Source organism: Xanthomonas sp. DAR 34887, assembly GCF_041245805.1.
Taxonomy (GTDB): Bacteria; Pseudomonadota; Gammaproteobacteria; order Xanthomonadales; family Xanthomonadaceae; genus Xanthomonas_A; species Xanthomonas_A tesorieronis.
On the sequence record NZ_CP162490.1, the window covers coordinates 601,011 to 625,998 of the forward strand.

The following is a 24,988-nucleotide window of genomic DNA, read 5'->3' on the forward strand; positions in this document are numbered from 1 at the left end:
CCGGGGCGTCCGGCACGACATGCAGGCGACCGCGCCTGTTCCGCCGCGTCGGCTTGGCCATCCATTGAATCCAACGCGTTCTTGGTAGCATGAGCGCGCCAAGAACTTCAAAGGACGCAGTGATGAGGCTCGCAAAGACAGCCCTGTGGGCGGTGACGCTCCTGTCGATCGGCGGTTGCACGGACAAGCAGCCCGCCGCCGCCCCGGCCGCGGCGCAGGCGGCCCCTGCCGCGAGCGCCGCGCCCGCCGCCCCCGCCGCGCAGCCCGATCCGGTCGCGGTCGAGGTGCCGGCGCCCGGCCGCGTGCTCGCCGACATCTACGGGCAGAAGGGCGACGGCTCGGCGTCCTACACGATCGACAACAACGCGCTGGCCAGCTTCTGGTACGGCTACCGCTTCGACCTGGGCGGCAAGCATTACTACACCGGTTTCGCCAATGCCGGTCCGGAGAAGTACGGCAAGTCGGAGGAAGAGACCACGCCGGATCCCGCCGTCGGCGTGAGCATCAGCCAGGCCACCTACGTGCTCGACGCTGCGGACGGCAAGCCGACCTGGGCGCTGTTCCATGCCCAGCAATGGGCCGGCGATTTCGGCAGCGACGAGAAGGCCGACACGCTGGACCAGAAGCGCAAGCCGCAGAGCACCGAAACCAAGGATGGCCACCTGCTGCTGGCGCTGCCGACCACCCGCTTCGCCGACGGCATCACCAGCTCCGGCTTCGCCGTGTTCACCTTCGACCCGAACAAGAACGACCAGGGCGACTACAAGGGCTGGGTCTACCTGGGCACCGTGGCCACCGGCGAAGACAACGGCGCGGCCTGCGACGACCAGGGCACCATGAAGTGCGCATCCAGCACCGGCACGCTGAGCTTCGAACCCGGCACCGGGCCGGTGCCGAACCTGCGCGTGGCCATGAGCGGCACCGCCATCGCCGGCCCCGGCAAGGTCCGCACCCTCGGCCCCGCCGACGTGGCGACCTATACCTACGACCAGGCCAAGGGCAAATTCACGCCGCCGTTGGATCGCTGAACCGCCGCCGACCGGCCCGCGCCAGGGCCGGTCGGAGGTCGGCGCGGAGGGCGTACGCCCGCTGGTCGCCGGCAATGGAACTGGGTAAGATGCCGGCCACGGGGCCTGATGATCAGGCGAGTCATTCGCGAGCGGCAATGGACGCTGCACTCGCCCGAAATGCCGGAGTGGATCGCCGGCTTGCGTTTCGCCATGCGCGAACGTCATCACCGCCCCTGCTTTGGGGCCGGATTGCAATCCACCGTTTTCTGTCCGAAGCCGCGCCTGCGAGGAGTTCTTCGTCCGCGTAGGTCGCGCTGTGTCTGCGATGCGCAAGAGGGCGGCATCCGGACGCGGCGGCGTGGCGTGTCGGGATTTTCAGGAATGTTTTTCGGCTTCTCCAACGAATACAGGATGTTCTGCACATGTCCAATGACAACAAGCTCGCCGTCGCCACCGAAGCGCCGCCCTACCCGGGCAGCGTGCTGTACCTGATCTACGGGATCGACGGCGATGGCGCCCTCTCGTACGAAATCGACAACGGCGCCGTGGCTAGCTTCTGGCACGGCCAGCACTTCGATCTGGGCGGCAAGCACTATTACACCGGCTTCGCCTATGCCACGCCGAACAAGTACGGCAACGACGACGCCGAGACGGTTGCGGGTCCGGGCGAAGGCGTGTCGATCAGCCAGGCCACGTTCCTGCTGACCGCGCCGGGCAGCGAGCGGCCGTGGATGCTGTTGCATGCGCAGCAATACGTGGGCAGCTTCGGCGGCTACGAGCGCGCCGACGAGGTCGATGAAACGCGCAAGCCGCAGCATCACGTCCTGGACAACGGCCACTTGCTGCTGGCGGTGCCGACGTCGAGCTTCGGCAATGGCGTCACCAGCGCCGGCTTCGCGTTGTTCACGTTCGATCCGGACAAGAGCGACCTGGGCGACTACCAGGGCTGGGTGTACCGCGGAACGGTCGCGGCCGGCGAGGACAACGAAGCCAGCAGCGACGAAGACGGCGTCGTGCCGCATGTCTCCAGCGTCGGCACGCTGAGCTTCGAGACGGTACCGGGCGAAGCGATGCCTGCTCTGCGCGTGACGCTGAGCGGCACCGCGATCGCCGGTCCCGGCAGGGCGCGCATGCTCGATGCATCCGACGCGGTGGTCTATGCGTACGACCAGGCGAGTGGGCAGTACCTGCCGAAAGAGGGCGCATGAATCCGCCGGTGCGCCGATCCGCGGATCGGCGCACCGGCAGCAGCAAGAACGCACTACCCGCAGTACCCGAATTGTTTTGTTGACCGCGCACTAACAAGCTCACGGACGAGCTCGGTTGACCTTGTCGGCGCACGCCGCCGTATATCAACCTCAAGGAGTAACACGAGATGGCACGCGATTACACGAAGGCCGAGAACCTCGACATCATCGAGCGTGAGGCCAAGGAACGCCACATTCCGGTCGACGATTTCATGCGTTTCGCCTATATCGAAACCGGTGGCAAGTTCGACGAGCAGGCCAGCCGCGGCCCGAACAGCGCCAAGGGCCTGTTCCAGTTCACCCCCGGCACGGCCTCGGCCTACGGCATCCGCGGCCGCGAGCTGGATGCGGTTGCCAATACCGATGCCGCCGCACGCCTGTACTTGGACAACCAGCATTCGCTGACCCGGCAGCACGACAAGGACCACCGTCCGTACCTGTCCGGCAAGCCGCAGCCCGATGGTCTGGACATGTACATGGCGCACCAGCAGGGCGCCGGCGGCTACCGCTCGATCCAGGCCGCGGTCGCCACCGGCAGCTTCGCGCGCGACGACACCCGCTCGAACATCCTCAACAACGTGCCACGCGAGAAGGATGCGGCCGGGGCGAAGCAGTTCGAGGCTTACACCGGGTCTTCGCTGGCCGAGTTCAAGAAGATGTCCGACCAGGACATGGCCAAGACCTTCCTGAAGTACTGGGACACCAAGTTCGACCACATCGCGATCCCGGAAAAGGGCATCAAGCCGGTTGCCGAAGGCCAGGCCCAGGCGCCGTCGGCCCAGCACGCCGAACAGCGCGCGCAGGCGTCGCAGGCTGCCGCGCAGGCCACGCCCGCCGCCGCCAAGCAGCAGGGCGAGCACGCCGGCATCCAGCTCACCGCCGCGCACGCGATGGGCGTCAAGTACGACGACGTGCAGTACGCGATCAACATCAAGGGCCACAAGCTCTATCACCCCGGCGTGGACGGCAAGCATCTGGAGCAGGGCTACATCGATTGCTCCGGCTGGGTGTCGGAACTGCAGAACGCCACCATGCGCGAAATCAACCAGAAGGCCGGGCACACCGTCTTCGGCCGCCAGGACATGCTCGCGCAAGGCCAGAACGGCTCCGGCGGCATCGTCAAGAAGGCGTTCGACAGTTCCGGCGTGTTGCTGCAGGGCCAGGACGTGTTCAAGCCCGGCGCGCTGAAGGAAGGCATGGTGATCGGCGTGGACGCCGGCAACACCAAGCACGAGCACTGGAAGGGCATCGACCACATCCTGATGGTGGTGCGCGATCCCAAGAGCGGCGAGCTGCTGGTCAGCCAGTCCAGCGGCAGCAAGGGCGTGAACACCTTGCCGCTGGACGATTACCTGGCCAGCCACAAGAACGCCAAGCTGTTCGCGTCCGATCCGCTGGCCAAGGCGCGCGACCTGCTGCAGGACAGGCAGCAGACGCAGTCGCAGACTCAAGGCCAGGGCCATGACGCACGCACGTCGCTGAAGCCGGGCGAGCAGGGCCCCGACGTGAAGGCGATGCAGCAGAGCCTGATCGAGCTCGGCATCAAGGACAACAGCGGCAAGTTGCTGACCGGCACCGGCTACTACGGCGACAAGACCAAGGAAGTGGTGGCCAACCTGCAGCGCGAGAAGGGCATCGAGCCGACCGGCATCGCCGACAAGGTCACCCTCGAGGCGCTGAGCAAGCTGCAGACGCAGAGCAAGGCCGAGACCAAGCCCAGCCCGGCTGCCGCCGAAGCCCAGCGTGCCGACAATCCGCTGTTCACCCAGGCGCTGGAGAAGCTGCAGAAGCAGGGGCCGAACGGCGGCTTCGCCAGCCGCGAGGAAATGCAGCGCGCGGCCGGGCAGGTGGCGTTCGAGGCCAAGGTCGGCGGCATGTCGCGCATCGACGATGTGGTCCACAGCACCGACGGCAAGGGCTTGATCGCGGTGGAGCGCAACCCGAACAACCCGCACGACGTGAACCGCGCCTACGTGGACAAGCAGCATGCCGCGACGGTGCCGCTGGAACAGAGCCAGCAGCAGCTGGCAGCGGAAACCCAGCGGCAGGCGCAGGAGCAGCAGACCCAGGATCAGCGCACCCAGACGCAGTCGCAGATACCGGGGCGCTGATGCGTGTTGCCGGCTCGGCTGCCGCCGCCCGCGTGGCGGATGGCAGCCGATGCCGGTTCGCTCGTCGACTTGGCCGGCGTCCATGCGCTCGCGGGTCCATGGCTTTTCTGCTTGCGACGCGCGCGGCATCGAGCTGATCTCGCCTGCGTCGCCACTGCGCTGCCCGTAATGCGGATGTTGCGGACGCTAGGGGCTTTGCGGCGTGTCGAGACGTCGCCGGCTTGTCGGCAGCCTGTCTGCGTCGTTCGAACGGCCGGGTAGCTGTCGCGCCGCACTCCGGCGACCCGACGAGTGCGGTTCGGCGAGCGTTTTTGGACTTGCTCTCCCTGCACGCATCCCCACAAGGCGAATTCCAACCGTGGCCATCGTCAAGCTTCTTCCTGTTTCCTGCCTGCTCGCACTCTGCGGTCTGACCGCGGCGTGCAAGGGCGGGTCTTCCGCGCCGGCGCCGACTGCGCCATCCGCCGCCTTTGCGCCAGCGACCGCGCCTGCGCCGAATCCGCAAGCATCGAGCACGCCGTCCACCGAGGCCGATGCGGCCGCCGTACCGTCGAAACCTTCAAGTGACAACGTCGTCCTGCGGCCGTCCTATGACGCATGCATCAGCGCCGCTGCGGGCGTGACCCCGGCGATGCAGGACTGCATCGACACCGAATACGCCTACCAGGATGGCCGCTTGAACACGGTCTACAAGGCGTTGATGGCCAAGCTGGAGGACGCGGAAAGGAGCGCGCTGCGCGAACGGCAACGCAAGTGGATCGCCGATCGCGACGAGAAGTGCTTCTACGATCCCGACAGCGGCCAGGCCGGGCGCGTGGATGCCGCCGAGTGCCGTCTCGACATGACCGACAAGCGCGCGGACGCACTGGAAGCGCGCTGATTCCTGCTGGTGCAGGCGCAGATCAAGGGCCAGCAGCTACCTGGACGCAATCGGCAGCGTCGCAAGGGCGTTCCCCATGCGTCCGCGCCGCTGGCGCCATCGCGCTGCGAAGGCGCCAGTTCGGGCCTTGCGATGGGGTCTGCGGGGGGCGGGGGCACGCCGTGGTTGGCGAAGTACCGCGGCGAGCGTACGCGCCTGGCGACCAAAGCCGAGCGAGGAGATGGTCCGTCGTGCGGGCGATGGCCTATGCTGGGTCCATGGCGTATTTCTTCTCCGACGTGCTGCATCCTGTGCTGCCTCACCTGCGTCGGGCAGTGCATGCATGCCGGCTCGTGCTCGTGCTGTTCGCCGCATGCGCCATCACTTGGCCGGGCAGCGCGTTGGGCGCGGCGGCCACGCCGGCCGTGTCGCCGGCGACCACGCCCGCGCAAGCCGGGCTGGTGGACGTGCACGACGTCGCGCCGGAGATCGCGCTGGACATCCGCTACGCCGGCCACGACAACTTCACTGGCCGCCCGGTGCCCGGTTACGACGCGCCGAAGTGCTATCTGCTGGCCCCGACCGCGCAGGCGCTGGCGCGCGTGCAGCGCGCGTTGCGCACCGAGGGCTATGGCCTGCAGGTGTTCGATTGCTACCGGCCGCAGCGCTCGGTGCGTGCCTTCGTGGCCTGGGCGGGCGACCTCGGCGACCAGGTCGCCAAGGCGCGCTACTACCCGCATCTGGACAAGCGCGTGCTGCTCGGCGACTACATCGCCGAAACCTCCGGCCACAGCCGCGGCGCGACGCTGGACCTTGGCCTGCTCGACTGCCGCAGCGGCCGTTGCGCGCCGCTGGACATGGGCACCGGCTTCGACTTCTTCGATCCCTTGGCGCACACCGACGCGGAAGGGATCGATGCGGCCCAGCGCGCGAACCGTCAGCGCCTGATGCGCGCGATGGCGGCGCAGGGCTTCGTCAACTATTCGTTGGAGTGGTGGCACTACACCTTCCAACCCGAACCCAGCCCCGACACCGCCTACGATGTGCCGGTACGCTAGGCGTTCGCCTCGCTTCCCAGGTCAAGCCCATGTCCGGCATGCAACAACACTTCATCGACCTGCAGTGCCCGTATTGCGGCGAATGGATCGACCTGGCGCTGGACCCGTCGGTGGAGGCGCAACAATACGTGGAGGATTGCCAGGTCTGCTGCCGGCCGATGCTGGTGACGGTGCGCTGGGACGAAGACGGCGCACCGGTGGTGAGCGCCAGTGCCGAGAACGATGGCTGACGTGGTTCCTGGCTGTCGCTTGCCGGTGTGAGCGCGGCTTTCGCGGGCCTCGCGCAATAGCGACGGTGAAGCGCCGACATTGCCCTTGCCACGAGCCTCCACACGCGTTTTCGGAATGGCAGTGCTCAGGACCGCACGCAGGCAGCCACACCGCCTAGACTGGCGCTTCTCCTCGCATCAGGAAGCACCGCAATGAACCTCCCGCTGCACTTCGGCCTGCTGGGCTCGCTCGAAGCCGGGCTGATCGCGTTCGCGGTCGGGTTCCTGGTGTACGCGGTGTGGCACCGCCTGTGCCGCTGGCTGCACTGGTCCGAGGGGCATGCGCTAGGCTGGTCGTGCGTGATCGCGGTCGCCGCGTCGGCCGGGATCGATTGCTGGAACCTGTTCTACACCGGCATCGTGCGCCTGGAATCGCCGTTGTACGCGCGGTTGGCGCTGGCCAGCATCCACGATCCGAACGAGCTGGGCTCGCGGGTGGTGCTGGAAGTGTCAGGGGCGCTCGCCGGCGTCGCGGCGGCCTGGGTCGCGTTCAGTTCGCGTTCAAGCGAAAAATCCACCCACGAGGAACGCGAAATCGGGTGAAACACACGCTTTTTTTCCAAGTTCCGAACGGCTCGAACGAAGGCCTTACCGCGCGCTCACCAATCACTAACCAGGCCGGTAGCGCGTGTTTTGACCGCGGTGGTTAACGAAGTGTTGGATGCGTTTTTTTGCAGGGGAATGGATTCAGCCTGGCGCGGGCACGGTGTAGCTATGCACCGGATCGAACCGGGCATGCCACAACCGAGAGAGCAAAGGAGACCACCCATGAACATTCGCAACCGCACGCCGCTGATCGGGACCGCCGCCATTCTCGCCGCCGCACTGGCCATGCCGGCCTTCGCCCAGGATGCGCAGAGCGATGCCGCTACCCAGGCGCAGTCGCCCACCAGCGCGACCGGACAGCCCGCACAATCCGGCGCGTCCGGCGGCGGCCAGACCTGGGCCGATGTCGACACCGACAGCGACGGCGCCATCAGCAAGCAGGAAGCGCAGGTCAATGCCGGCCTCAGCCAGATCTTTGCGCAGGCCGATGCCGATCACGACGGCAAGCTGACCCCGGACGAATACAAGGCGTATGTCGCCAAACAGCAGGGCGGCGCCGCCGGCAGCAACGGTCAGTAACGCCGACGACGGCAAGGCGCCGCGGCCGGTATGCGCACAGACGAGGGCGTATGCCGTTCGCGGCGCGGAGACGACGTGACTGGCTTGATCGAACGTGAAAGAGACTGTGAGGAAGGGCGGCCTGGTGCCGCCCTTCCGCGTTTTGCAGTGAAACCGCAGCGTCGATGCGGTCTGACATCGGTGCGGCCATAGGCACGCCGCAAGGAGTAGGGTGTCCATTCGCCTTGGATGGGACCACCCATGCGTTCTACCCGCTATTCGCTGCGCCTGTGCCTGGCATCGTCATTGGCGGCTGTTGCCGCCATCGGCGCGGCCGCGCCGCAGCAGAATCCTGCCGCACCCGTCTTGCCCCTTCCTGCGCCGACACCCGCGCCCACCCCGGCGCCGGCGCCGCTGCCGCCATTGCCCGCGCCGCCGGCATCGACCCTGCCGGTACCGGCCGCACCTGCCAGCGACGCCGGCGCCATGGCTGGCGCGCGCAGTTTCGCCGCCCTGGACCTGGACCGCGACGGCCGCATCGACCGTACGGAGGCCGCCGCCGACCCGGTCCTGCGCGAAACCTTCGACACGTTCGACGCCGATGCCGACGGCGCGTTGTCGCGCGAGGAGTACGCGCACTATCAGCCCGGCCCCGGCGATCCTGCAGCGCAATAAGCGGCACTGCTATGCTTGCGCGATGCCTACTTCTACCGCTCTGCGTTCCTCCGCCATCGCGCTGGTCGGCTTCGACGGCGACGATACGCTGTGGAAAAGCGAGGACTATTACCGCGACGCCGAAGCCGCGTTCGAGGCCATCCTCGGCCAGTACCTGGATCTGCGCGACGTCGGCACCCAGCAGCATCTGCTGACGGTGGAGCGGCGCAATCTGAAAGTGTTCGGCTACGGCGCCAAGGGCATGACCCTGTCGATGATCGAGGCGGCGATCGAGCTGACCGATGCGCGCATTTCCGCGCGCGATGTGCAGCGCATCGTCGAGATCGGTCGCGCCACGCTGCAGCATCCGGTGGACGTGATCGACGGCGTGCGCGAGGCGGTGGCGGCGATCGCCGCCGATTTCGAGGTGGTGCTGATCACCAAGGGCGATCTGTTCCACCAGGAAGCGAAGATCGCGCAATCCGGGCTCGGCGCGCTGTTCCCGCGCATCGAGATCGTGTCGGAGAAGGACCCCAGGACCTACGCCAAGGTGCTGGCCGAATTCGGCATCGGCGCCGAGCGCTTCGTGATGATCGGCAACTCGCTGCGCTCGGACGTGGAGCCGGTGCTCGCGCTCGGCGGCTGGGGCATCCATACGCCCTATGCCACCACCTGGGCACACGAGGCCGAGCATGGCGTGGCTGCCGACGAGCCGCGTTTGCGCGAGGTGGCCACGGCGGCCGACTGGCCGCAGGCGGTGGCCGATCTGGACCGGCATGCGGCGGAGCAGGGTGTCTTGCCGCTGGGGTGATAACGCTTGCGGGTGCCCGTCCCCTAGGCCTCGATCACCGCGCCGCCGGTGTGGGCAGCGATTAAGGCAGCAGGCGTTGGTAGCGGCAGCACGTGAGCGCGCGCTTCGTGTTGACCGGTGTGCTGTAGGAGCGCCGGAGCGGAGTGGCTGCGTCCCATTGGTGCCGATGCTTCCCATCCGGGCACCCGGCGCCAGGAAAAGCCGAGCGCATCGGCCATGGCGGGGAGTGCGCGCCTTGCGGGCCTTCCTTGACGGGCGCACCGGCCGCGCCAGCCTGACAGCGATGCCGGCATCCGGCAGAATCGACGCATGCCGTCCTGCCTGCGCTCCGTCTGCCTGATCCTGCCGCTGGCGCTAGGCGTGGCGAGCGTCGCAATGGCTCAGGAGGCGGCGCCGAGCGCGGCTGCGGCGGACGCGGCCGTGCCCGGCAGCGGCGACGCCTGGGTGGACCGCCAGCTGCTGGATATCGACCGCTATGCCGCGCGCTATCCGGACAGCTTCCTGGATGAGGTGGCGCGCTATGCGCAGGTGCCGCGCGGCTATGCCGAGGCGCTGCTGCGCGAGCGGCGCTGGCCGCCGCGCGACATCTACTTCGCCTGCTTCCTGGCCGAGGCGGCGGGGCTGCCGTACCGCGAGGTGGTGCGGGCGCGGGCCGGCGCCGGCCCGGCCGCGAGCTGGGCGGACGTGGCGACCGCGTTGCAGGTCGAGCCGGGTTCGCTGACCTACCGCGCGCTGCGCCACGCCATCGTCGCCAGTTACGATCACTGGGACCGTCCGATCGCGCTGGATGCGCTGTTGCGCCGCCAACTCGGCGACCGCGCGCAGCGCGACGAGGCGGCGGCGCAGTAAGCGGCCGACGCCGTACAGGACGCAGTCGGCGGTGCGCGGCTGATCGGGACTTCGCTCGGACGCACGCCGTCCCGCGCCAATGCGGCTCAGCCCTTGTGGGAGCGACTTCAGGGCACCTCTAATAACTCCATTCCGGAAGCTGCACGCTGCGCGTGCGATGGCGTGTTCCTTTTTCCTGTCGCGGCTGAAGCCGCTCCTACACAAGCGCGCCGCTCTTGTAGGAGCGGCTTCAGCCGCGACAGGAGAACGGAGTGGCCGTGATGCCGAGGCGTCCATGAATAACGCGGCCGCAACGCCACCGAGTCTACGGCCAATGCGTCTTTACCCATCGCATCTCGTCCGTATCGATGCCGGAACCTGCGGCCTGGGCGTGTCGGCGTCTCGCAAGTGCATCGACATGCTTTTTTGGGGGGTATTAGAGGTGCCTTGAAGTCGCGACGCGTCATACTTTTCGCACTTGTCGGGCGGCTTCCGCTGAAACCGGGAAGCGCCGCTGGCGCTCACCCCATGGCAGCAATCCGCCCGCACGACTGGCCGCGCCGTCGCCGCGGCGCGAGAATAGGCGTTCTGCCGGACCTGGTGCCCGGCGCTACCGCCGCTCCGGACCGTCCGATGACCACTGCTTTCGTTTCGCCCGATGCCATCCGCAGCCTGTTCGCGCAGGCCATGTCCGACATGTACCGCACCGAGGTGCCGCTGTACGGCACGCTGATGGAGCTGGTGGCGCAGGTCAACGCGGCGACCCTGGCCGCCGATCCTGCCCTGGACGCGCAGCTCCAGCGCAACGACGAGCGCGCGCGGCTGGACCAGGAGCGGCATGGCGCGATCCGCGTCGGCAGCGCCAAGGAACTGGCCACGCTGCGGCGCCTGTTCGCGGTGATGGGCATGCATCCGGTCGGTTACTACGACCTGTCGGTGGCCGGGGTGCCGGTGCATTCCACCGCGTTCCGCCCGCTCGATGCGGCGGCGCTGGCGCGTAATCCGTTCCGCGTGTTCACCTCGTTGCTGCGGCTGGAACTGATCGAGGACCCGGCGCTGCGCGCGCAGGCCGCACAGATCCTCGCGCAGCGGCGCATCTTCACCGAAGGCGCGTTGCAGTTGATCGAACGCTGCGAGCGCGACGGAGGCCTGGCCGAGGCCGACGCGCAGCGCTTCGTTGCCGAGGCACTGGAGACCTTCCGCTGGCACAGCGACGCCACGGTGACGCTGCCGACCTATCGCGCGTTGAGCGATGCGCACAAGCTGATCGCCGACGTGGTCAGTTTCCACGGCCCGCATATCAACCACCTGACCCCGCGCACGCTGGACATCGATGCGGCGCAGGCGGAAATGCTGCGCCGGGGCATCGACGCCAAGGCGGTGATCGAAGGCCCGCCACGCCGGCGCTGCCCGATCCTGTTGCGCCAGACCAGCTTCAAGGCGCTGGAGGAAACGGTGCGCTTTCCGGCCGGCGATGGCGCTGCCGAGGCCGGTACCCACACCGCGCGCTTCGGCGAGATCGAGCAGCGCGGTCTGGCGCTGACGCCGAAGGGGCGCGCGCTGTACGACGCCCTGCTGGAGCGCGCGCGCGCCGCCGAGGGCAGCGCCGGCGGCGACTACGCCGCGCGCCTGCAGGCCGCGTTCGCCGAGTTCCCCGACGATTACGCCACGCTGCGCCGCGAAGGCCTGGGCTATTTCCGCTACGCGCTGACCGAGGCCGGCCGTGGCGCGGGTGCGGCTGCGCTGGGCGGGCGGCCCGCCGAGTCGTTGATCGCCGACGGCCTGGCCAGCGCCGATCCGATCGTCTACGAGGATTTTCTGCCGGTCAGCGCCGCGGGCATCTTCCAGTCCAATCTGGGCGGCGGCGAACAACGCGCCTATGCCGCGCATGCCAATCGCGCCGCGTTCGAGCAGGCGCTGGGCGCGGCGGTGCACGACGAATTCGCGATCTACGCCGGTATTGAGCGAGCCTCACTGGAAGCGCTGCAGGGCTGAGCCACCAAAAGCCGCTCTCCCGGTGGGAGAGGGGGTGGGGTGAGGGTAAGGCGCGAAGCGGCTCGCTGAGTTTGGGTCCGCGAGGCTGCGCCCGTACCCTCATCCGCCCCTTCGGGGCACCTTCTCCCGAGGGGAGAAGGGAACAGCCGCGAGCCCCTCTCCCGTCGGGAGAGGGGTTGGGGTGAGGGTCCGGCGCGAAGCGACTCGCGGAGTTTGGGTGCACGAGGCTGCGCCCGTACCCTCATCCGCCCCTGCGGGGCACCTTCTCCCGATGGGAGAAGGAACAGCCGAGCCCCTCTCCCCCCGGGAGAGGGGTTGGGGTGAGGGTACGGCGCGAAAGCGACTCGCGGCGTTTGGGTGCATGAGCTGCGCCCGTACCCTCATCCGCCCTTCGGGCACCTTCCCCCCGAAAAGGGGGCCATGGTCCCGATGGGAGAAGGGGAACAGCCAGGACACCAGACGCCGCGCGAGCACGGCGACCTCGACTAATGCGATGCAGCCGGCTGTTGCGGCGCCCTGCGCGCCAGGCGCCGCTCGCGCCTGCGTGCCCGCCGCGCGCGCCAACGCTCGCGCAGGCACGAGAAGATCACATACAGCGCCGGGGTGCTGAGCAGGGTCAGGCTCTGCGAGATCAGCAGGCCGCCGATCATCGCGATGCCCAGCGGGCGGCGCAGCTCCGAGCCTTCGCCCAGGCCCACCGCCAGCGGCACCGCCGCCAGGATCGCCACCATCGTGGTCATCATGATCGGGCGGAAACGCACCACGCAGGCTTCGCGCACCGCCTCCAGCGGCGACTTGCCGTGCTGGCGCTCGGCGACCAGCGCGAAGTCGATCATCATGATCGCGTTCTTCTTGACGATGCCGATCAGCAGCACCAGCGCGATCATCGAGATCACCGACAGTTCGGTACCGGTGAGCCACAGCGCCAGCAGCGCGCCCATGCCCGCGGCCGGCAGTGTGGACAGGATCGTCACCGGGTGCACCAGGCTCTCGTACAGCATGCCCAGCACGATGTAGACCACCACGATCGCCGCCAGCACCAGGATCAGCATCGAATTGGGCTGCAGCGCCACGCCGAAGCCGCCGCCGTCGGCGATGCGGATGTCGCCAGGCATGCGCAGGCCGGCCACGGTGGCGGCGATGATCGCATCGCCCTCGCCGGTGCTGACGCCGGGCGCCAGGTTGTAGCTCAGGTCCATCGTCGTGTACTGGTTCTGATGGGTGATCTGCGGCGGCGCCAGGCCTGGTACCTGGTGCGCCACCGCGGTGAGCGGCACCATCGTGCCGCTGCGCGTGGGCACGTAGATCCGGTCCAGCGCCGCCGGCGTGGCGGTCTGCTCGGGCAGTGCGTTGACCACCACGCTGTACTGGTTGAGGTCCGAATAGATCGTGGAGATCTGGCGCTGGCCGAACGCGCCGTACAGCGCGCCGTCGATCGCGCCGATCGACACGCCCAGGCGCGCGGCCAGGGCGCGGTCGATGACGATGTTCTGGCGCAGGCCGGCGGTGTCCACGTCGGTGCCGACGTCGCGCAGCTTCGGATTCTTTTTCAGCGCCGCCTGCAGTTTGGGCAGCCATTCCTGCAACTGGGTGTTGTCGTTGCCCTGCAGCGAGACGCGGTATTGCGCGCCCTGGCTGGTGCCGCCGCCGCCGTCGCTGGGCAGGTCCTGGATCGCGCGCAGGCGCAGTTGCAGGTCCGGGTAGCGGTCTGCCTTGGCGCTGAGCCGCGTCAGCACTTCCGCGGTGGTCTCGGTGCGGCCCTCGTCGCGGCGCTTGAGCTCGATGTTGAAGCTGGCGCTGGAGCCCTGGCGGCTGCTGCCCAGGCGCGCGCCGACGATCTTCACCGCCGGATCGGACATCAGCATGTCGGTGATGCGGCGCTGGCGCTTGACCATGTCGGCGAAGGACACGGTGGCGCTGGAGCTGGCGCGGCCCCAGATCAGGCCGGTGTCCTGCGCCGGGAACGAGCCCTTCTTCACCGCGCCGGCCAGGAACACGGTGGCGGCGATCAGCAGCAGCGGGGTCAGCGCCAGCAGCAGCGCGTGGCGCAGCGAGAAATCCAGCGCCGCGGTGTACACGCGCAGCATGCCGGCGTGCACGCGTTCCAGCCAGGCGCCGACGCGGCCCGGCTGTTCCGGCTCGGCATGCGCGGAGAGGAAGCGGCTGCACAGCGCCGGGGTCAGGGTCAGCGAGACCACCGCCGAGACGCAGATCGCCGCGACCAGGGTCACGGTGAACTCGCGGAAGAAGACGCCGATCATGCCGCTGGCGAACAGGATCGGAATGAACACCGCCACCAGCGAGGCGGTGATCGAGACGATGGTGAAGCCGATCTCGCGCGCGCCCGCCAGCGCCGCGTCCAGCCGCGACATGCCTTCGTCGAGGTGGCGCATGATGTTCTCGATCACCACGATCGCATCGTCCACGACGAAGCCGATCGCGATCACCAGCGCCAGCAGGCTCAGGTTGTTCAGGGTGAAGCCCATGACGTACATCGCCAGCGCCGCGCCGGCCAGCGACAGCGGCACGGTGGCCGCGGCGATCAGCGTCGGCGCCAGCCGGCGCAGGAACAGCGCCATGGTCAGCACCACCATCGCCAGGCTGATCAGCAGCGTGGCCTGGACTTCGTTCAACGAGGCGCGGATGGTCGGCGTGCGGTCGAAGTAGGCGGACATCTTGGTGCCCGGCTGCAGGTAGCCGCGCAGCAGCGGGATCTGCGCCTTGACCCGGTCCACCGTCTCCACGATGTTGGCGCCGGCGCGGGTGAACACGTACATCACCACCGCCGGCTTGCCGCCGAACCAGGCGGCCTGGTAGGCGTCCTGCTGGCCGTCGTAGACGTTGGCGATGTCGCGCAGGCGCACGGTGCGGCCCTGCTGCTGGCTGATCACCACCTGGCCGAAATCGGCGGCCTTGGCCACCGAATCGTTGGCCACGATCGCGATGGTGGAGTTGCCGTCGCTGAGGAAGCCGGTGGGCGAGGTGACGTTGGCCGCGCGCACCGCGTTGCGCAGGTCGTCCGGGGTCAGCCCCATCGCGTTGAGCGCGCGCAGGTTCACGTCCACCCGCACCGCCGGGGTAGAGGCGCCGCCGATGTCGACCGAGGCCACGCCGCTGATCTGGCGCAGGCGCTGCGCCAGCAGCGAGTCGGCGACGTTGTACAGCTCGTCGGCCGATTGCGTGTCGGAGGTCAGCGCGATGGCGATGACCGGATCGTCGTTCGGATTGGCCTTCTGGTAGCGCGGCGTGGACAGGCCCGAGGGCAGGTCCGCCTGCGCGGAATTGATCGCGGTCTGCACGTCCTGCGCCGCCGAATCGATGTTGCGGTCGCTCTGGAACATCATGAACACCTGGCTGTTCCCTTCCGAACTGGAGGAACGCATGGTGTCGATGCCGGGGATCTGGCCCAGGTGCCGTTCCAGCGGCGCGGTGACCGTGGACGCCATCGTCGAGGCATCGGCGCCGGCCTGGCTGGCCTGCACGAAGATCACCGGGATCGAGATGTTCGGCAGCGCCGCCACGCCCAGGCGCAGGTAGCACATCATGCCGATCACGAACAGGCCGATGGCCAGCAGCGTGGTGCCGATCGGGCGGCGGATGAAGGGGCCGGAGATGTTCATGGGGCCGGGATTAGGGATTGGGGATTGGGGATTCGGAAAGCGGCGCGCTTGCACGCTTCTTGCTCGCGCAAGTCGTCAGGCGTTCGTGGGGACCGCAGGCCGCAGACGCCGTGTGATTCCCGATTCCCGATTCCCCACTCCCGGCACCTCATGCCGGCCGCTCCGTCGCAATGGCCGACTCGCGCCGCGCGGCGCGGCGTTCGCGCCAGGCGCGCATCCGCTCGGAAGCGCGCTCCATGTACAGGTAGATCACCGGGGTGGTGTACAGGGTGACCAGCTGCGACAGCAGCAGGCCGCCGACGATGGCGATGCCCAGCGGGCGCCGCAGTTCCGAGCCGATGCCGTCGCCCAGCGCCAGCGGCAGCGCGCCGAGCATCGCCGCGGCAGTGGTCATCATGATCGGGCGGAAGCGCAGCAGGCAGGCGCGGCGGATCGCATCGTGCGCGTTGGCGCCCTCGCGGCGCGCATCGATCGCGAAGTCGATCATCATGATCGCGTTCTTCTTGACGATGCCGATCAGCAGCACGATGCCGACGATGCCGTCCACCGACAGGCTCAGTCCGCACAGCATCAGCGCCAGCAGCGCGCCGACGCCGGCCGGCGGCAGCGTGGAGATGATCGTCAGCGGATGGATGTAGCTCTCGTAGAGCACGCCCAGCACGATGTAGATCAGCACCACCGAAGCCAGCAGCAGCCACACGATGTCGGTCTGGCTGCCGGTGTATTCGGCGGCCTTGCCGATGAATTCGGCATGCAGCTGCGGCGGCAGTTGCAGTTGTTCGTTGGTCTCCTCGATCGCCGCCACCGCCTGCGACAGCGAGTAGCCCGGCGCCAGGTTGAACGAGACGGTGATCGCCGGCAGCTGCTGCTGGTGGCTGACCACCAGCGGCGTGGTCGCGATCCTGGCGTCGGCCACCGCGGCCAGTGGCACGGTGCCGCCGCTGCCGACGGTGATGCCGGTGTTCTGGTTGCCGATACCGGTGGCGGTGGACGAGTTGCTGGAGGTGGTCTGGCCGAAGCTGGTGGCGTTGCTGGCGGTCAGCGCGCCGCTGCCGTTGCTGGTCACCGCCAGCTGGTGCAGCAGCGCGGTGCTGTTGCGGAACTGCGGCGCCACTTCCAGCACCACGCGGTACTGGTTGAGCTGGGTGAAGATGGTGGAGATCTGGCGCTGGCCGAAGGCGTCGTACAGGGTGTCGTCGATGGTCTGCATCGGCACGCCCAGCGCGCTGGCCTTGTCGCGGTCGACGCTCAGCTCCAGCGCGCGGCCCTGGTTGGCCAGGTTGTTGTCCACATCGGCCAGTTCCGGGCGCTTGCGCAGCGCCTCGGTCAGGCGCGCGGCCTGGGTCGCCAGTTCGGCGCTGTCCACGTCCGACAGCGAGTACTGGTATTCGGTCGCCGCCACGCGCGTGTCCAGGGTCACGTCCTGCACCGGCTTCAGGTACAGCGCCACGCCGGGTAGGCCGGCCACCGCCTTCTGCAGCCGCGGCAGCACCTCCTCCAGGCTGTCGCGGTCGCCGCGGGTCTTCAGCACGATGCTCAGCTGGCCCTGGTTGAGGGTGGGGTTCATCGAGCCGGCACCGATGAAGGCGGCCACGCCGGTCACCGCCGGATCCTTGCGCAGCGCCTCGGCCACCGCCTGGGTGCGCTGCTGCATCTGCGGGAACGCCACGTTCTGGTCGGCCTGGACCACGCCGGTGATCAGCCCGGTGTCCTGCTCGGGCAACAGGCCCTTGGGGATCACCACGTACAGCACCACGGTCAGCACCATCGTCGCCAGCGCGATCGCCAGGGTCAGCGGCTGGTGCGCGAGCACCCAGTCCAGCGAGCGCTCGTACAGCGCCACGGTGCGCGTCCACACCGTGGTCTTGCCGGCCGCGGCCGCGCGCTCGTGGGCGTCTTCGCCTTCGGGCAGCGCGTCGGGCTTGAGCAGGTAGGCGCACATCATCGGCGTCAGCGTCAGCGACACCAGCATCGAGATCACCACCGCGATCGACAGCACCCAGGCGAACTCGTGGAACAGGCGCCCGGTGACGCCCGGCATCAGCAGCAGTGGCAGGAACACCGCCACCAGCGACACGGTCAGCGACAGCACGGTGAAGCCGATCTGCTTGGCGCCGATCTCCGCCGCCTCCGGTCCGCTCTTGCCCTGTTCGATGTAGCGCACGATGTTCTCGATCATCACGATCGCATCGTCGACCACGAAGCCGGTGGCCACCACCAACGCCATCAGCGACAGGTTGTCCAGCGACATGCCGGCGAAGGCCATCACCGCGAAAGTGCCGGCCAGCGACAGCGGCACCGCCACCGACGGGATGATCGTGGCCCACAGCCGGCGCAGGAACACGAAGATCACCGCCACCACCAGGCCGATGGTCAGGATCAGGGTGAACTTGACCTCGTGCACCGAGGCGCGGATGGTCTCGGTGCGGTCGGAGAACACGTCCAGGTGCACGCCGCTGGGCAGCACCGCCTGCAATTGCGGCAGGATCGTGCGGATCTGTTCCACCGTCTGCACGATGTTGGCGCCGGGCTGGCGGCGGATCTCCAGCAGCACCGCCGGCTTGCCATCGGCCCAGGCCGCGAGCTGGTCGTTTTCCACCCCGTCCACCACCTGCGCTACGTCCGACAGCCGCACCGGCGCGCCGTTCTTGTAGCTGATGATGGTGTCGCGGTAGTCGGCGGCGCTGGACAGCTGGTCGTTGGTGCCGATGCTGTAGGACTGGGTCTTGCCGTTGAGCGAGCCCTTCGGCGCATTGACGTTGGTTTCGGTCAGCGCGCTGCGCAGCGCCTCCATGGTCAGGCCCATGTTCGACAGCTGCGCCGGATTGACCTGGATGCGCACGGCCGGGCGCACGTTGCCGGCGATCGACACCAGGCCCACGCCGGGCACCTGCGACAGGCGCTGCGCCAGGATCGAGTCGGCGTAGTTGTTGACGTCGCGCAGCGGCAGCGTCTCGGAGCTGAGCTTGAGGGTGATGATCGCCGCGTCGGCCGGGTTCACCCGGTTGTAGACCGGCTGGTAGGGCAGCGACGAGGGCAGGGTGGATTGGCGGATCGCCGCCTGCACGTCCTGCGCGGCGATGTCGATGTCGCGGTCCATCGCGAACTGCAGGATGATCGTGGACAGGCCCGCCGACGAATCGGAGGTCATCATCTGCAGCCCGGAGATCTGTCCCAGCTGCCGTTCCAGCGGCGTGGTCACCAGCGAGGCCATGGTGCTGGCGTTGGCGCCGGGGTACTGGGTGGTCACCACCAGGCTGGGCGAGTCGATCTCCGGCAGCGCCGACACCGGCAGCTGCCGGTAGCCGAGGATGCCGAGCAACAGCACGCCTGCCATCAGCAAGGTGGTGGCGATCGGGCGGCGGATGAAGATCGTCGAAAAGCCCACAGGAATATCCTTGCTGGTGAGGTCCCGGACCCGGACGGGCCGGGGCCGGGGAAAACCGTTGCGTCAGGCGTCGAGTGACATCTGGTCGAACAGGTTGGTCAGATCGCTGTTCGGCGCGACCGTGATGAAGTTGCCCTGGAACGCATAGCCTTGCGGCCCCCATTGCCCGTAGACGTCGGTGGTCGACGCGATGACCGTGCGGCTCAACGCATTGGCGATGCGCTCTGCCGGCGTCAGCAGGTCGCTGCCGAAGGTCAGGCTGCCGGCGCTGCACACGATCAGCACCACCTCGAATGCGACGTCCATCGGAAAGTCGGTGTTCTGCAGCAGCGCTTGCAGGAATGCGCTGCCGTCGCCCAGTTCGTTGTCGTGGGCGACGATCCACAGCTGGTTGCCGTTCTGCAGCGCGTCGAGCGGCGGACCGGCGACGAAGCCCTGCTGGTCGAGCAGAAACGTCTTCAGGCTTTGCGCAAGCGGGTCTTGGGAGGCGATGACGACATTGGTCATGATGTGATTCCTCTTGAGGGTGACGGGCGAAGCGCGAGTGCTCCGCCCGCCATCCAAACGCGCCGCCACCGCCGGTGTGAGCCGCGTAGCGCGCGTGCCGATGCCGGCCTGCTCAGCGCGGCCCGCCGCCACGGCGGCCGCCGCCACCGCCGTCCTTGCGCTGCTGCTTGCTCTCGGCCGCTTTCAGTTCGGCTTCGGTCGGCTGCGGCGGGGCCTCGCCCGGCTTCAATGGAGCCACCTTGCTGCCCGGCTTGAGCCGGAACTGGCCTTCGGTCACCACCCGCTCGCCGGCCTTCAGGCCCTGCTCCAGCTGCACCTGGCTGTCGCCCACTTCGGCGCCCTGCCTGACCGTCTGCATCTTGACCGTGTTGTCGCCCTGCACCACGTACACGTAGTCGCCGTCGGGGCCACGCTGCACCGCCTGGCTCGGCACCACCACGCCGTTGTCCAGCGTGCGCAGGGTCAGCCGCACGTTGACGAACTGGCCCGGCCACAGCGCATTGCCGGGGTTGGGGAACACCGCGCGGACCTTGAAGGTGCCGGTGTCGCTGCTGATCTGGTTGTCGACCACGTCGACCTGGCCGTCGTCGGCGATCACGTGCGCGTCGCTGCGGTCCAGCGCCGCCACTTTCAGCGGTCCGGCCGCCTGCGCCTCGCGCACATCCTGCAGCTGGCGCTCGGGCAGGTTGAAGACGACGTAGATCGGATGGATCTGGGTGATGGTGACGATGCTGCTGCTGGTGCTGACGATGTTGCCCACGTCCACGCCGCGGATGCCGGTGATGCCGTCGATCGGGGCGAGGATGCGGGTGTACTGCAGTTGCACCTGCGCCGCGCGCATCGACGCGTCGTTGGCGGCCACTGCGGCCTCGTACTGCGCCACCTGGTTGCGCTGCGTGTCCAGGTCGGTCTTGGCCACGTACTGGCGGTAGGCCGGCGAGTCGGAACGCTGGAAGGTGGAGCGCGCGGTGGCCAGCAACGCCTGGTTCTGGCGCTTGCTGGCGGCCGCCTCGTCGTAGCTGGCCTGCAGCGAGCGCGGGTCGATCTGCGCCAGCACCTCGCCCTTCTTCACTTCCTGGCCTTCGCGGAAGTTCAGGCTCATCAGTTGCCCGCCGACCTGCGGGTTGACCGTGACCGTGGCCAGCGCGTTCACCGTGCCGGTGGCGGTGGCGTAGATCGGCACCGCCTGGCTGCTGGCGGCGACCACCGTCACCGGGATCGGCGTGCTGTCGTCGCCATCGCCGCCTGCGGCCGCGCCACCGCGGCCATGGCCGTGCCCGCCGCGCAGGAAGTGTGCGCCCACCAGCACCACGACCACCGCTGCGACGATCAGCAGCGCAATCTTCCAGAAACGCGACATCCGGGGGGAACTCCTGTGGCGAGGCGGGGTAGGGGACCCTCCCGCAATGGCTGGTGCGACAAGCGGTGAAGCATATCGCCAGCGCGTTGCGATTGGACCATGACTTAAGGGAGGGGGAGCTGCGCCTGCGGCCATTGGCGCCGGTAGCGGCAACGCACCGGCGGCGGATCGGTTGACACGGATTTCTAAGGGGTTTTTTCGCCGCGGCGGAGCGGCGGCCAGTGCCGGCCTGCCGCGAATGCAATACATTGACTGAACGCCATGCAAAAACCGATCGGAGATTCCCCAATGCCGCGCCTGTCCCGTCTGCTGTCCGCCATGCTGCTCGCCGTCCCCGCGCTGGCCTGCGCCCAGTCCGCCGAACGCCCGGAAGTGGCGGCCGCCGCGTCCGAGCTGCAGGCCAAGGTGGTCGAATGGCGGCGCGACTTCCACCAGCACCCGGAGCTGTCCAATCGCGAGGAGCGCACCGCGGCCAAGGTCGCCGAGCGGCTGCGCGCGCTGGGCCTGAAACCGCAGACCGGGATCGCCCATCACGGCGTGGTGGCGATCATCAAGGGCGCGCTGCCGGGGCCGAAGATCGCCCTGCGCGCGGACATGGACGCGCTGCCGGTGACCGAGCAGACCGGCCTGGCGTTCGCCTCCAAGGCCACCGGCCAGTACCGCGGCGAGACCGTCGGGGTCATGCATGCCTGCGGTCACGACGCCCACACCAGCATCCTGCTGGGCGTGGCCGAGGCGCTGGTGGCGATGCGCGCGCAGCTGCCGGGCGAGGTGATGCTGGTGTTCCAGCCCTCCGAGGAGGGCGCGCCGGGCAACGAAGAGGGTGGCGCCTCGCTGATGCTCAAGGAAGGCCTGTTCCGCGACTTCAAGCCCGACGCGATGTTCGGCCTGCACGTGTTCTCCAGCGTGCAGGCGGGCAAGATCGCGGTGCGCGGCGGTCCGCTGATGGCCGCCTCGGACCGCTTCAGCATCAAGGTGATCGGCCGCCAGACCCACGGCTCGGCGCCCTGGAACGGGATCGACCCGATCGTGGCCAGCGCCGACCTGATCGGCGCGGCGCAGACCGTGGTCAGCCGCCGCGCCAATATTTCCAGGCAGCCGGCGGTGCTCAGCTTCGGCGCGATCAAGGGCGGCATCCGCTACAACATCATTCCCGACGACGTGGAGATGGTCGGCACCATCCGCACCTTCGACGAAGGCATGCGCCAGCAGATCTTCGCCGACCTGAAGACCGTCGCCGAGCACACCGCGGCCGCGCACGGCGCCAAGGCAGAAGCGCACGTGCCCGACCAGGACGGCAACCCGGCCACGGTCAACGACCCGGCGCTGACCGCGAAGATGCTGCCCAGCCTGCAGGCGGTGGTCGGTGCCGATAACGTCTACGAGCCGCCGCTGCAGATGGGCGCGGAAGATTTCTCGTTCTACGCGCAGCAGGTGCCGTCGATGTTCTTCTTCGTCGGCGCCACCGGCCCCGGCATCGATCCGGCGACCGCGCCGAGCAACCACTCCCCGCAGTTCCTGCTCGACGAATCGGCGCTGGATGTGGGCCTGCGCGCGCTGCTGCAGGTATCGCTGGACTATCTGGGTGTGAAGCGGTGATTGGGGATTGGGGATTGGGGATTCGTAAAAGCGGTTGCCCGGCGCGGAGATAGCGCCGCGCTCCCTGGCACTTCCGGAACCGATGGATTGGTCACGCCGCAGTTCGCGCGGTGCGCTTTTGCCAATCCCGAATCCCGACTCCCCAATCCCGGCCGTCCATACACCTGCCAGCCAGATCGCCCCCGTTAAACTGGCGGCCATGAACACCCCCCAGGATTCCAGTCTCGGCCGCGAGGTCGCGTATCCCTCGCAGTACGATCCCGCGCTGCTGTTCCCGATTCCCCGCGCCGGCGGTCGGGCCGAGATCGGCCTGGACGCCGCGCCGCTGCCGTTTTTCGGCCTCGACCGCTGGCATGCCTACGAATTGAGCTGGCTGGACGCACGGGGCAAGCCCTGCGTGGCCACCGCCACCTTGCAGGTGCCGTGCACCTCGCCGCAGCTGATCGAATCCAAGTCGCTCAAGCTCTACCTCAACTCGCTCAACGCGATGCGCTTCAACAGCGCCGAAGCGGTGCGCGCCTGCATCGTCACCGACCTGTCGGCGCGCGCCGGCGCCGACGTGACCATGGAGTTCGGCCTGCCGCCGGTGGACCCGCTGGGCGAGGGCGAGTCGCTGGATGTGCTGGACATCGCCATCGACTGCTACGGACCGCCACGCCCGCAGTTCCTGCTCGCCGCGGCCGACGACATCGTCGAGGAAACGTTGAGCAGCGCATTGCTCAAGTCCAATTGCCCGGTCACCGGCCAGCCGGACTGGGCCACGTTGTGCGTGCGCTATCGCGGCGGCCGCATCGACCGCGAGGGCCTGCTGCGCTACCTGATCAGCTTCCGCGAACATGCCGGCTTCCACGAACAGTGCGTGGAACAGATCTTCCACGACCTGCTGACCCATTGCCGCCCGCAGTCGCTGCAGGTGGAGGCGCGCTATACGCGCCGCGGCGGCCTGGACATCAATCCCTGGCGCGCCACGCCCGACGTGGCCGAACCGATCGCCTTCCACCGCGATCCGCGCCAGTAGCGTGCGGCTGAATCGGGTCGAGGCCGTTCACGGCTGCGCGATCCGCTTTTAACAAATCCTGTGCAACCGTGGCGGCATCCCATCCACGCACGGAGCCGCATGCGATGAACAGCGACAAGCGTGCCGATTTTTCGGCAGTCACCGCCAAGGTGGACACCACCGCGGACATCACGCCGAAGGCGGATTTCTCCGCAGTGCAGGCGCAGGTGGACACCACCGCCGAACAGGTGCAGCAGGTGTACGTGGTCAAGTCGGGCGACTCGTTGTCCAAGATCGCCAAGCTGCATTACGGCGACGGCAATGCCTGGACCCGCATCTTCGAAGCCAACCGCGACGTGCTCGACGACCCGGACAAGATCTATCCGGGGCAGACGCTGAAGCTGCCTGCTCGCGCTTGATACGCGCCTCGCAACACGACGTGCGCGATCCAACATTCCATCCAAGGAGCACCACCTCATGAAGATCCATTCGAAGTCGCTGGCCTCTCCGCTGCTGCTGGCGCTGGTCGGCACGCTGGCCCTGGCCGGTTGCAAGAAGCAGGAGCAGAGCCAGAACACCACGCCGGATCCCACCTCCTCCGCCCCGACCGAGGCGATGCCGGGTCCGGCAGAGACGGCGCCCGCCGCGGCGAAGGCCGGTGAGGTCACGGTCGCCTCGGTGAGCGTGGGCAACACCGCCGGCGCCGACAAGGCGGTGGCGCCGCTGACCACGCTGAGCAGCAAGGACACCATCATCGTTTCGGTGAAGACCGAGGGTTCCTCCACCAACACCAACATCGGCGCCAAGCTGCTGTTCCAGGACGGCCAGACCGCCGGCGAGCAGAGCGCGACGCTGACCACCGCCGGTACTGAAACCACCAATGTGTCGTTTACCAACCCCAAGGGCTGGCCGGCCGGCAAGTACAAGGCCGAGGTCACCGTGAACGGCCAGCCGGCCGGCACGCCGCAGGAATTCGAAGTCAAGTGATGCGCACCGCCTCCCGCTAGGAATACCGCAGTCACGGACCGCGCCAGCCGACTCTCTCCCGGCCGGCGCGGCACGCTGGGCGCAGTCGCGAGACTGCGCCCTTTTTTATGCGCCGACCTGCACGCTGGCGCACGCCAGGCGCATATCGCCGATGCATGGATCGCGCAGGGCACGCAAGCCGCGCCGTGCGCGCTGGCGCTCACCATGCGCTGGCGCATGGCATGTCTTGGGTCGCTCCACTTCCGATGGGCACGCGCTGCAGCGATGTGGGGTTGCGACCAGATCCATACGCATGCGCAGGGAAGGCGTGTCGCCTTGTGGCTCAAGCGCTGGCGGAATTTGTCCTGCGAGCCAATGCAGGCCATCGCCGCTGCATCCTGTCGCACGCAGCGCGAGCGTATGCACCGGCGTGGCGGCGGCGATCTCCACCGTTCCATGCAAGCGCTTTCTCCGGCCCGCAGAAAACGCGACAATCGGCGGCCGTCATGCCATCGCCGTCGCAGGGTTTCCCTTCGTCGCAAGCGCTGCACGCCGCACGCCGTCCGCGCCGTGCCGTCCGCAGTCTTGTTCGCGGCAACGTGTCC

The 24,988-nt window shown here is 68.3% G+C and carries 20 protein-coding genes; 16 read left to right on the forward strand and 4 right to left on the reverse strand.

Translation table 11 applies throughout. The features are described 5' to 3' along the window. Positions 1-122: 122 nt before the first annotated feature. The 12 genes from AB3X08_RS02715 (at position 123) to AB3X08_RS02770 (ending at position 11,946) form a co-directional block, all read left to right on the forward strand. On the forward strand, positions 123-1,028 hold the full coding sequence (locus AB3X08_RS02715; RefSeq protein WP_369936055.1) for a hypothetical protein: 906 nt from the start codon (positions 123-125) through the stop codon (positions 1,026-1,028). Positions 1,029-1,432: 404 nt separating this feature from the next. Next, positions 1,433-2,218: a hypothetical protein gene (locus AB3X08_RS02720; RefSeq protein ID WP_369936056.1), complete on the forward strand. Its 786-nt coding sequence runs from the start codon at positions 1,433-1,435 to the stop codon at positions 2,216-2,218. 167 nt (positions 2,219-2,385) lie between these two features. After that, a complete protein-coding gene (locus AB3X08_RS02725; RefSeq protein ID WP_369936057.1) occupies positions 2,386-4,368 on the forward strand; it encodes an XVIPCD domain-containing protein in 1,983 nt (660 codons plus the stop codon). Between the two features lie 358 nt (positions 4,369-4,726). Then, the gene (locus AB3X08_RS02730) at positions 4,727-5,248 is read left to right on the forward strand and encodes a lysozyme inhibitor LprI family protein (protein WP_369936058.1); all 522 of its coding nucleotides are present in this window, start codon (positions 4,727-4,729) and stop codon (positions 5,246-5,248) included. Between the two features lie 332 nt (positions 5,249-5,580). Beyond that, positions 5,581-6,285: a M15 family metallopeptidase gene (locus AB3X08_RS02735; protein ID WP_369936060.1), complete on the forward strand. Its 705-nt coding sequence runs from the start codon at positions 5,581-5,583 to the stop codon at positions 6,283-6,285. A gap of 29 nt (positions 6,286-6,314) precedes the next feature. Beyond that, on the forward strand, positions 6,315-6,515 hold the full coding sequence (locus AB3X08_RS02740; protein WP_369936061.1) for a CPXCG motif-containing cysteine-rich protein: 201 nt from the start codon (positions 6,315-6,317) through the stop codon (positions 6,513-6,515). 192 nt (positions 6,516-6,707) lie between these two features. Beyond that, a complete protein-coding gene (locus AB3X08_RS02745) occupies positions 6,708-7,097 on the forward strand; it encodes a hypothetical protein (protein ID WP_369936063.1) in 390 nt (129 codons plus the stop codon). Between the two features lie 225 nt (positions 7,098-7,322). Beyond that, positions 7,323-7,679 (forward strand): EF-hand domain-containing protein, encoded by a 357-nt coding sequence (locus AB3X08_RS02750; RefSeq protein ID WP_369936065.1) that lies wholly within the window; start codon positions 7,323-7,325, stop codon positions 7,677-7,679. A 240-nt stretch (positions 7,680-7,919) separates the two neighbouring features. Beyond that, on the forward strand, positions 7,920-8,333 hold the full coding sequence (locus AB3X08_RS02755; protein ID WP_369936066.1) for an EF-hand domain-containing protein: 414 nt from the start codon (positions 7,920-7,922) through the stop codon (positions 8,331-8,333). 22 nt (positions 8,334-8,355) lie between these two features. Then, positions 8,356-9,123 (forward strand): HAD family hydrolase, encoded by a 768-nt coding sequence (locus AB3X08_RS02760; protein ID WP_369936067.1) that lies wholly within the window; start codon positions 8,356-8,358, stop codon positions 9,121-9,123. 309 nt (positions 9,124-9,432) lie between these two features. After that, positions 9,433-9,972 (forward strand): hypothetical protein, encoded by a 540-nt coding sequence (locus AB3X08_RS02765; protein ID WP_369936069.1) that lies wholly within the window; start codon positions 9,433-9,435, stop codon positions 9,970-9,972. A gap of 612 nt (positions 9,973-10,584) precedes the next feature. Then, entirely contained in the window at positions 10,585-11,946 is a 1,362-nt protein-coding gene (locus tag AB3X08_RS02770) for a VOC family protein (protein WP_369936071.1), read from the forward strand. A gap of 485 nt (positions 11,947-12,431) precedes the next feature. Here the strand turns inward: AB3X08_RS02770 and AB3X08_RS02775 are convergent, their stop codons facing one another. From AB3X08_RS02775 to AB3X08_RS02790, 4 genes are all read right to left on the reverse strand, one after another. Further along, positions 12,432-15,566, reverse strand: coding sequence for an efflux RND transporter permease subunit (locus AB3X08_RS02775; protein WP_369936073.1), 3,135 nt, complete (start codon positions 15,564-15,566; stop codon positions 12,432-12,434). A gap of 148 nt (positions 15,567-15,714) precedes the next feature. After that, complete coding sequence (locus tag AB3X08_RS02780) at positions 15,715-18,954, reverse strand: efflux RND transporter permease subunit (RefSeq protein ID WP_369936075.1); 3,240 nt, start codon at positions 18,952-18,954, stop codon at positions 15,715-15,717. A gap of 63 nt (positions 18,955-19,017) precedes the next feature. Next, positions 19,018-19,608, reverse strand: a complete 591-nt coding sequence (locus AB3X08_RS02785; protein WP_369936077.1) for a hypothetical protein — start codon at positions 19,606-19,608, stop codon at positions 19,018-19,020. Further along, entirely contained in the window at positions 19,574-20,821 is a 1,248-nt protein-coding gene (locus AB3X08_RS02790) for an efflux RND transporter periplasmic adaptor subunit (protein WP_369936079.1), read from the reverse strand. The genes AB3X08_RS02785 and AB3X08_RS02790 overlap by 35 nt, the downstream gene beginning before the upstream one ends. Before the next feature lie 288 nt (positions 20,822-21,109). Between AB3X08_RS02790 and AB3X08_RS02795 the strand changes: the two genes are divergently transcribed. The 4 genes from AB3X08_RS02795 (at position 21,110) to AB3X08_RS02810 (ending at position 24,404) form a co-directional block, all read left to right on the forward strand. After that, complete coding sequence (locus AB3X08_RS02795) at positions 21,110-22,420, forward strand: M20 family metallopeptidase (protein WP_369936081.1); 1,311 nt, start codon at positions 21,110-21,112, stop codon at positions 22,418-22,420. Between the two features lie 199 nt (positions 22,421-22,619). Beyond that, positions 22,620-23,438 (forward strand): NADPH-dependent 7-cyano-7-deazaguanine reductase QueF, encoded by an 819-nt coding sequence (gene queF / locus AB3X08_RS02800; protein ID WP_369936083.1) that lies wholly within the window; start codon positions 22,620-22,622, stop codon positions 23,436-23,438. A 104-nt stretch (positions 23,439-23,542) separates the two neighbouring features. Further along, on the forward strand, positions 23,543-23,836 hold the full coding sequence (locus AB3X08_RS02805; RefSeq protein WP_369936085.1) for a LysM peptidoglycan-binding domain-containing protein: 294 nt from the start codon (positions 23,543-23,545) through the stop codon (positions 23,834-23,836). A 58-nt stretch (positions 23,837-23,894) separates the two neighbouring features. Beyond that, positions 23,895-24,404, forward strand: a complete 510-nt coding sequence (locus tag AB3X08_RS02810) for a hypothetical protein (RefSeq protein ID WP_369936087.1) — start codon at positions 23,895-23,897, stop codon at positions 24,402-24,404. Positions 24,405-24,988: the final 584 nt, after the last annotated feature.

What these genes read in the sequence shown, in the direction of transcription:
- AB3X08_RS02715 (WP_369936055.1), top strand. Translation starts at nt 123, where the DNA reads ATGAGGCTCGCAAAGACAGCCCTGTGGGCGGTGACGCTCCTGTCGATC.
- AB3X08_RS02720 (WP_369936056.1), top strand. Translation starts at nt 1,433, where the DNA reads ATGTCCAATGACAACAAGCTCGCCGTCGCCACCGAAGCGCCGCCCTAC.
- AB3X08_RS02725 (WP_369936057.1), top strand. Translation starts at nt 2,386, where the DNA reads ATGGCACGCGATTACACGAAGGCCGAGAACCTCGACATCATCGAGCGT.
- AB3X08_RS02740 (WP_369936061.1), top strand. Translation starts at nt 6,315, where the DNA reads ATGTCCGGCATGCAACAACACTTCATCGACCTGCAGTGCCCGTATTGC.
- AB3X08_RS02745 (WP_369936063.1), top strand. Translation starts at nt 6,708, where the DNA reads ATGAACCTCCCGCTGCACTTCGGCCTGCTGGGCTCGCTCGAAGCCGGG.
- AB3X08_RS02750 (WP_369936065.1), top strand. Translation starts at nt 7,323, where the DNA reads ATGAACATTCGCAACCGCACGCCGCTGATCGGGACCGCCGCCATTCTC.
- AB3X08_RS02755 (WP_369936066.1), top strand. Translation starts at nt 7,920, where the DNA reads ATGCGTTCTACCCGCTATTCGCTGCGCCTGTGCCTGGCATCGTCATTG.
- AB3X08_RS02760 (WP_369936067.1), top strand. Translation starts at nt 8,356, where the DNA reads ATGCCTACTTCTACCGCTCTGCGTTCCTCCGCCATCGCGCTGGTCGGC.
- AB3X08_RS02765 (WP_369936069.1), top strand. Translation starts at nt 9,433, where the DNA reads ATGCCGTCCTGCCTGCGCTCCGTCTGCCTGATCCTGCCGCTGGCGCTA.
- AB3X08_RS02770 (WP_369936071.1), top strand. Translation starts at nt 10,585, where the DNA reads ATGACCACTGCTTTCGTTTCGCCCGATGCCATCCGCAGCCTGTTCGCG.
- AB3X08_RS02775 (WP_369936073.1), bottom strand. Translation starts at nt 15,566, where the DNA reads ATGAACATCTCCGGCCCCTTCATCCGCCGCCCGATCGGCACCACGCTG.
- AB3X08_RS02790 (WP_369936079.1), bottom strand. Translation starts at nt 20,821, where the DNA reads ATGTCGCGTTTCTGGAAGATTGCGCTGCTGATCGTCGCAGCGGTGGTC.
- AB3X08_RS02795 (WP_369936081.1), top strand. Translation starts at nt 21,110, where the DNA reads ATGCCGCGCCTGTCCCGTCTGCTGTCCGCCATGCTGCTCGCCGTCCCC.
- queF (WP_369936083.1), top strand. Translation starts at nt 22,620, where the DNA reads ATGAACACCCCCCAGGATTCCAGTCTCGGCCGCGAGGTCGCGTATCCC.
- AB3X08_RS02805 (WP_369936085.1), top strand. Translation starts at nt 23,543, where the DNA reads ATGAACAGCGACAAGCGTGCCGATTTTTCGGCAGTCACCGCCAAGGTG.
- AB3X08_RS02810 (WP_369936087.1), top strand. Translation starts at nt 23,895, where the DNA reads ATGAAGATCCATTCGAAGTCGCTGGCCTCTCCGCTGCTGCTGGCGCTG.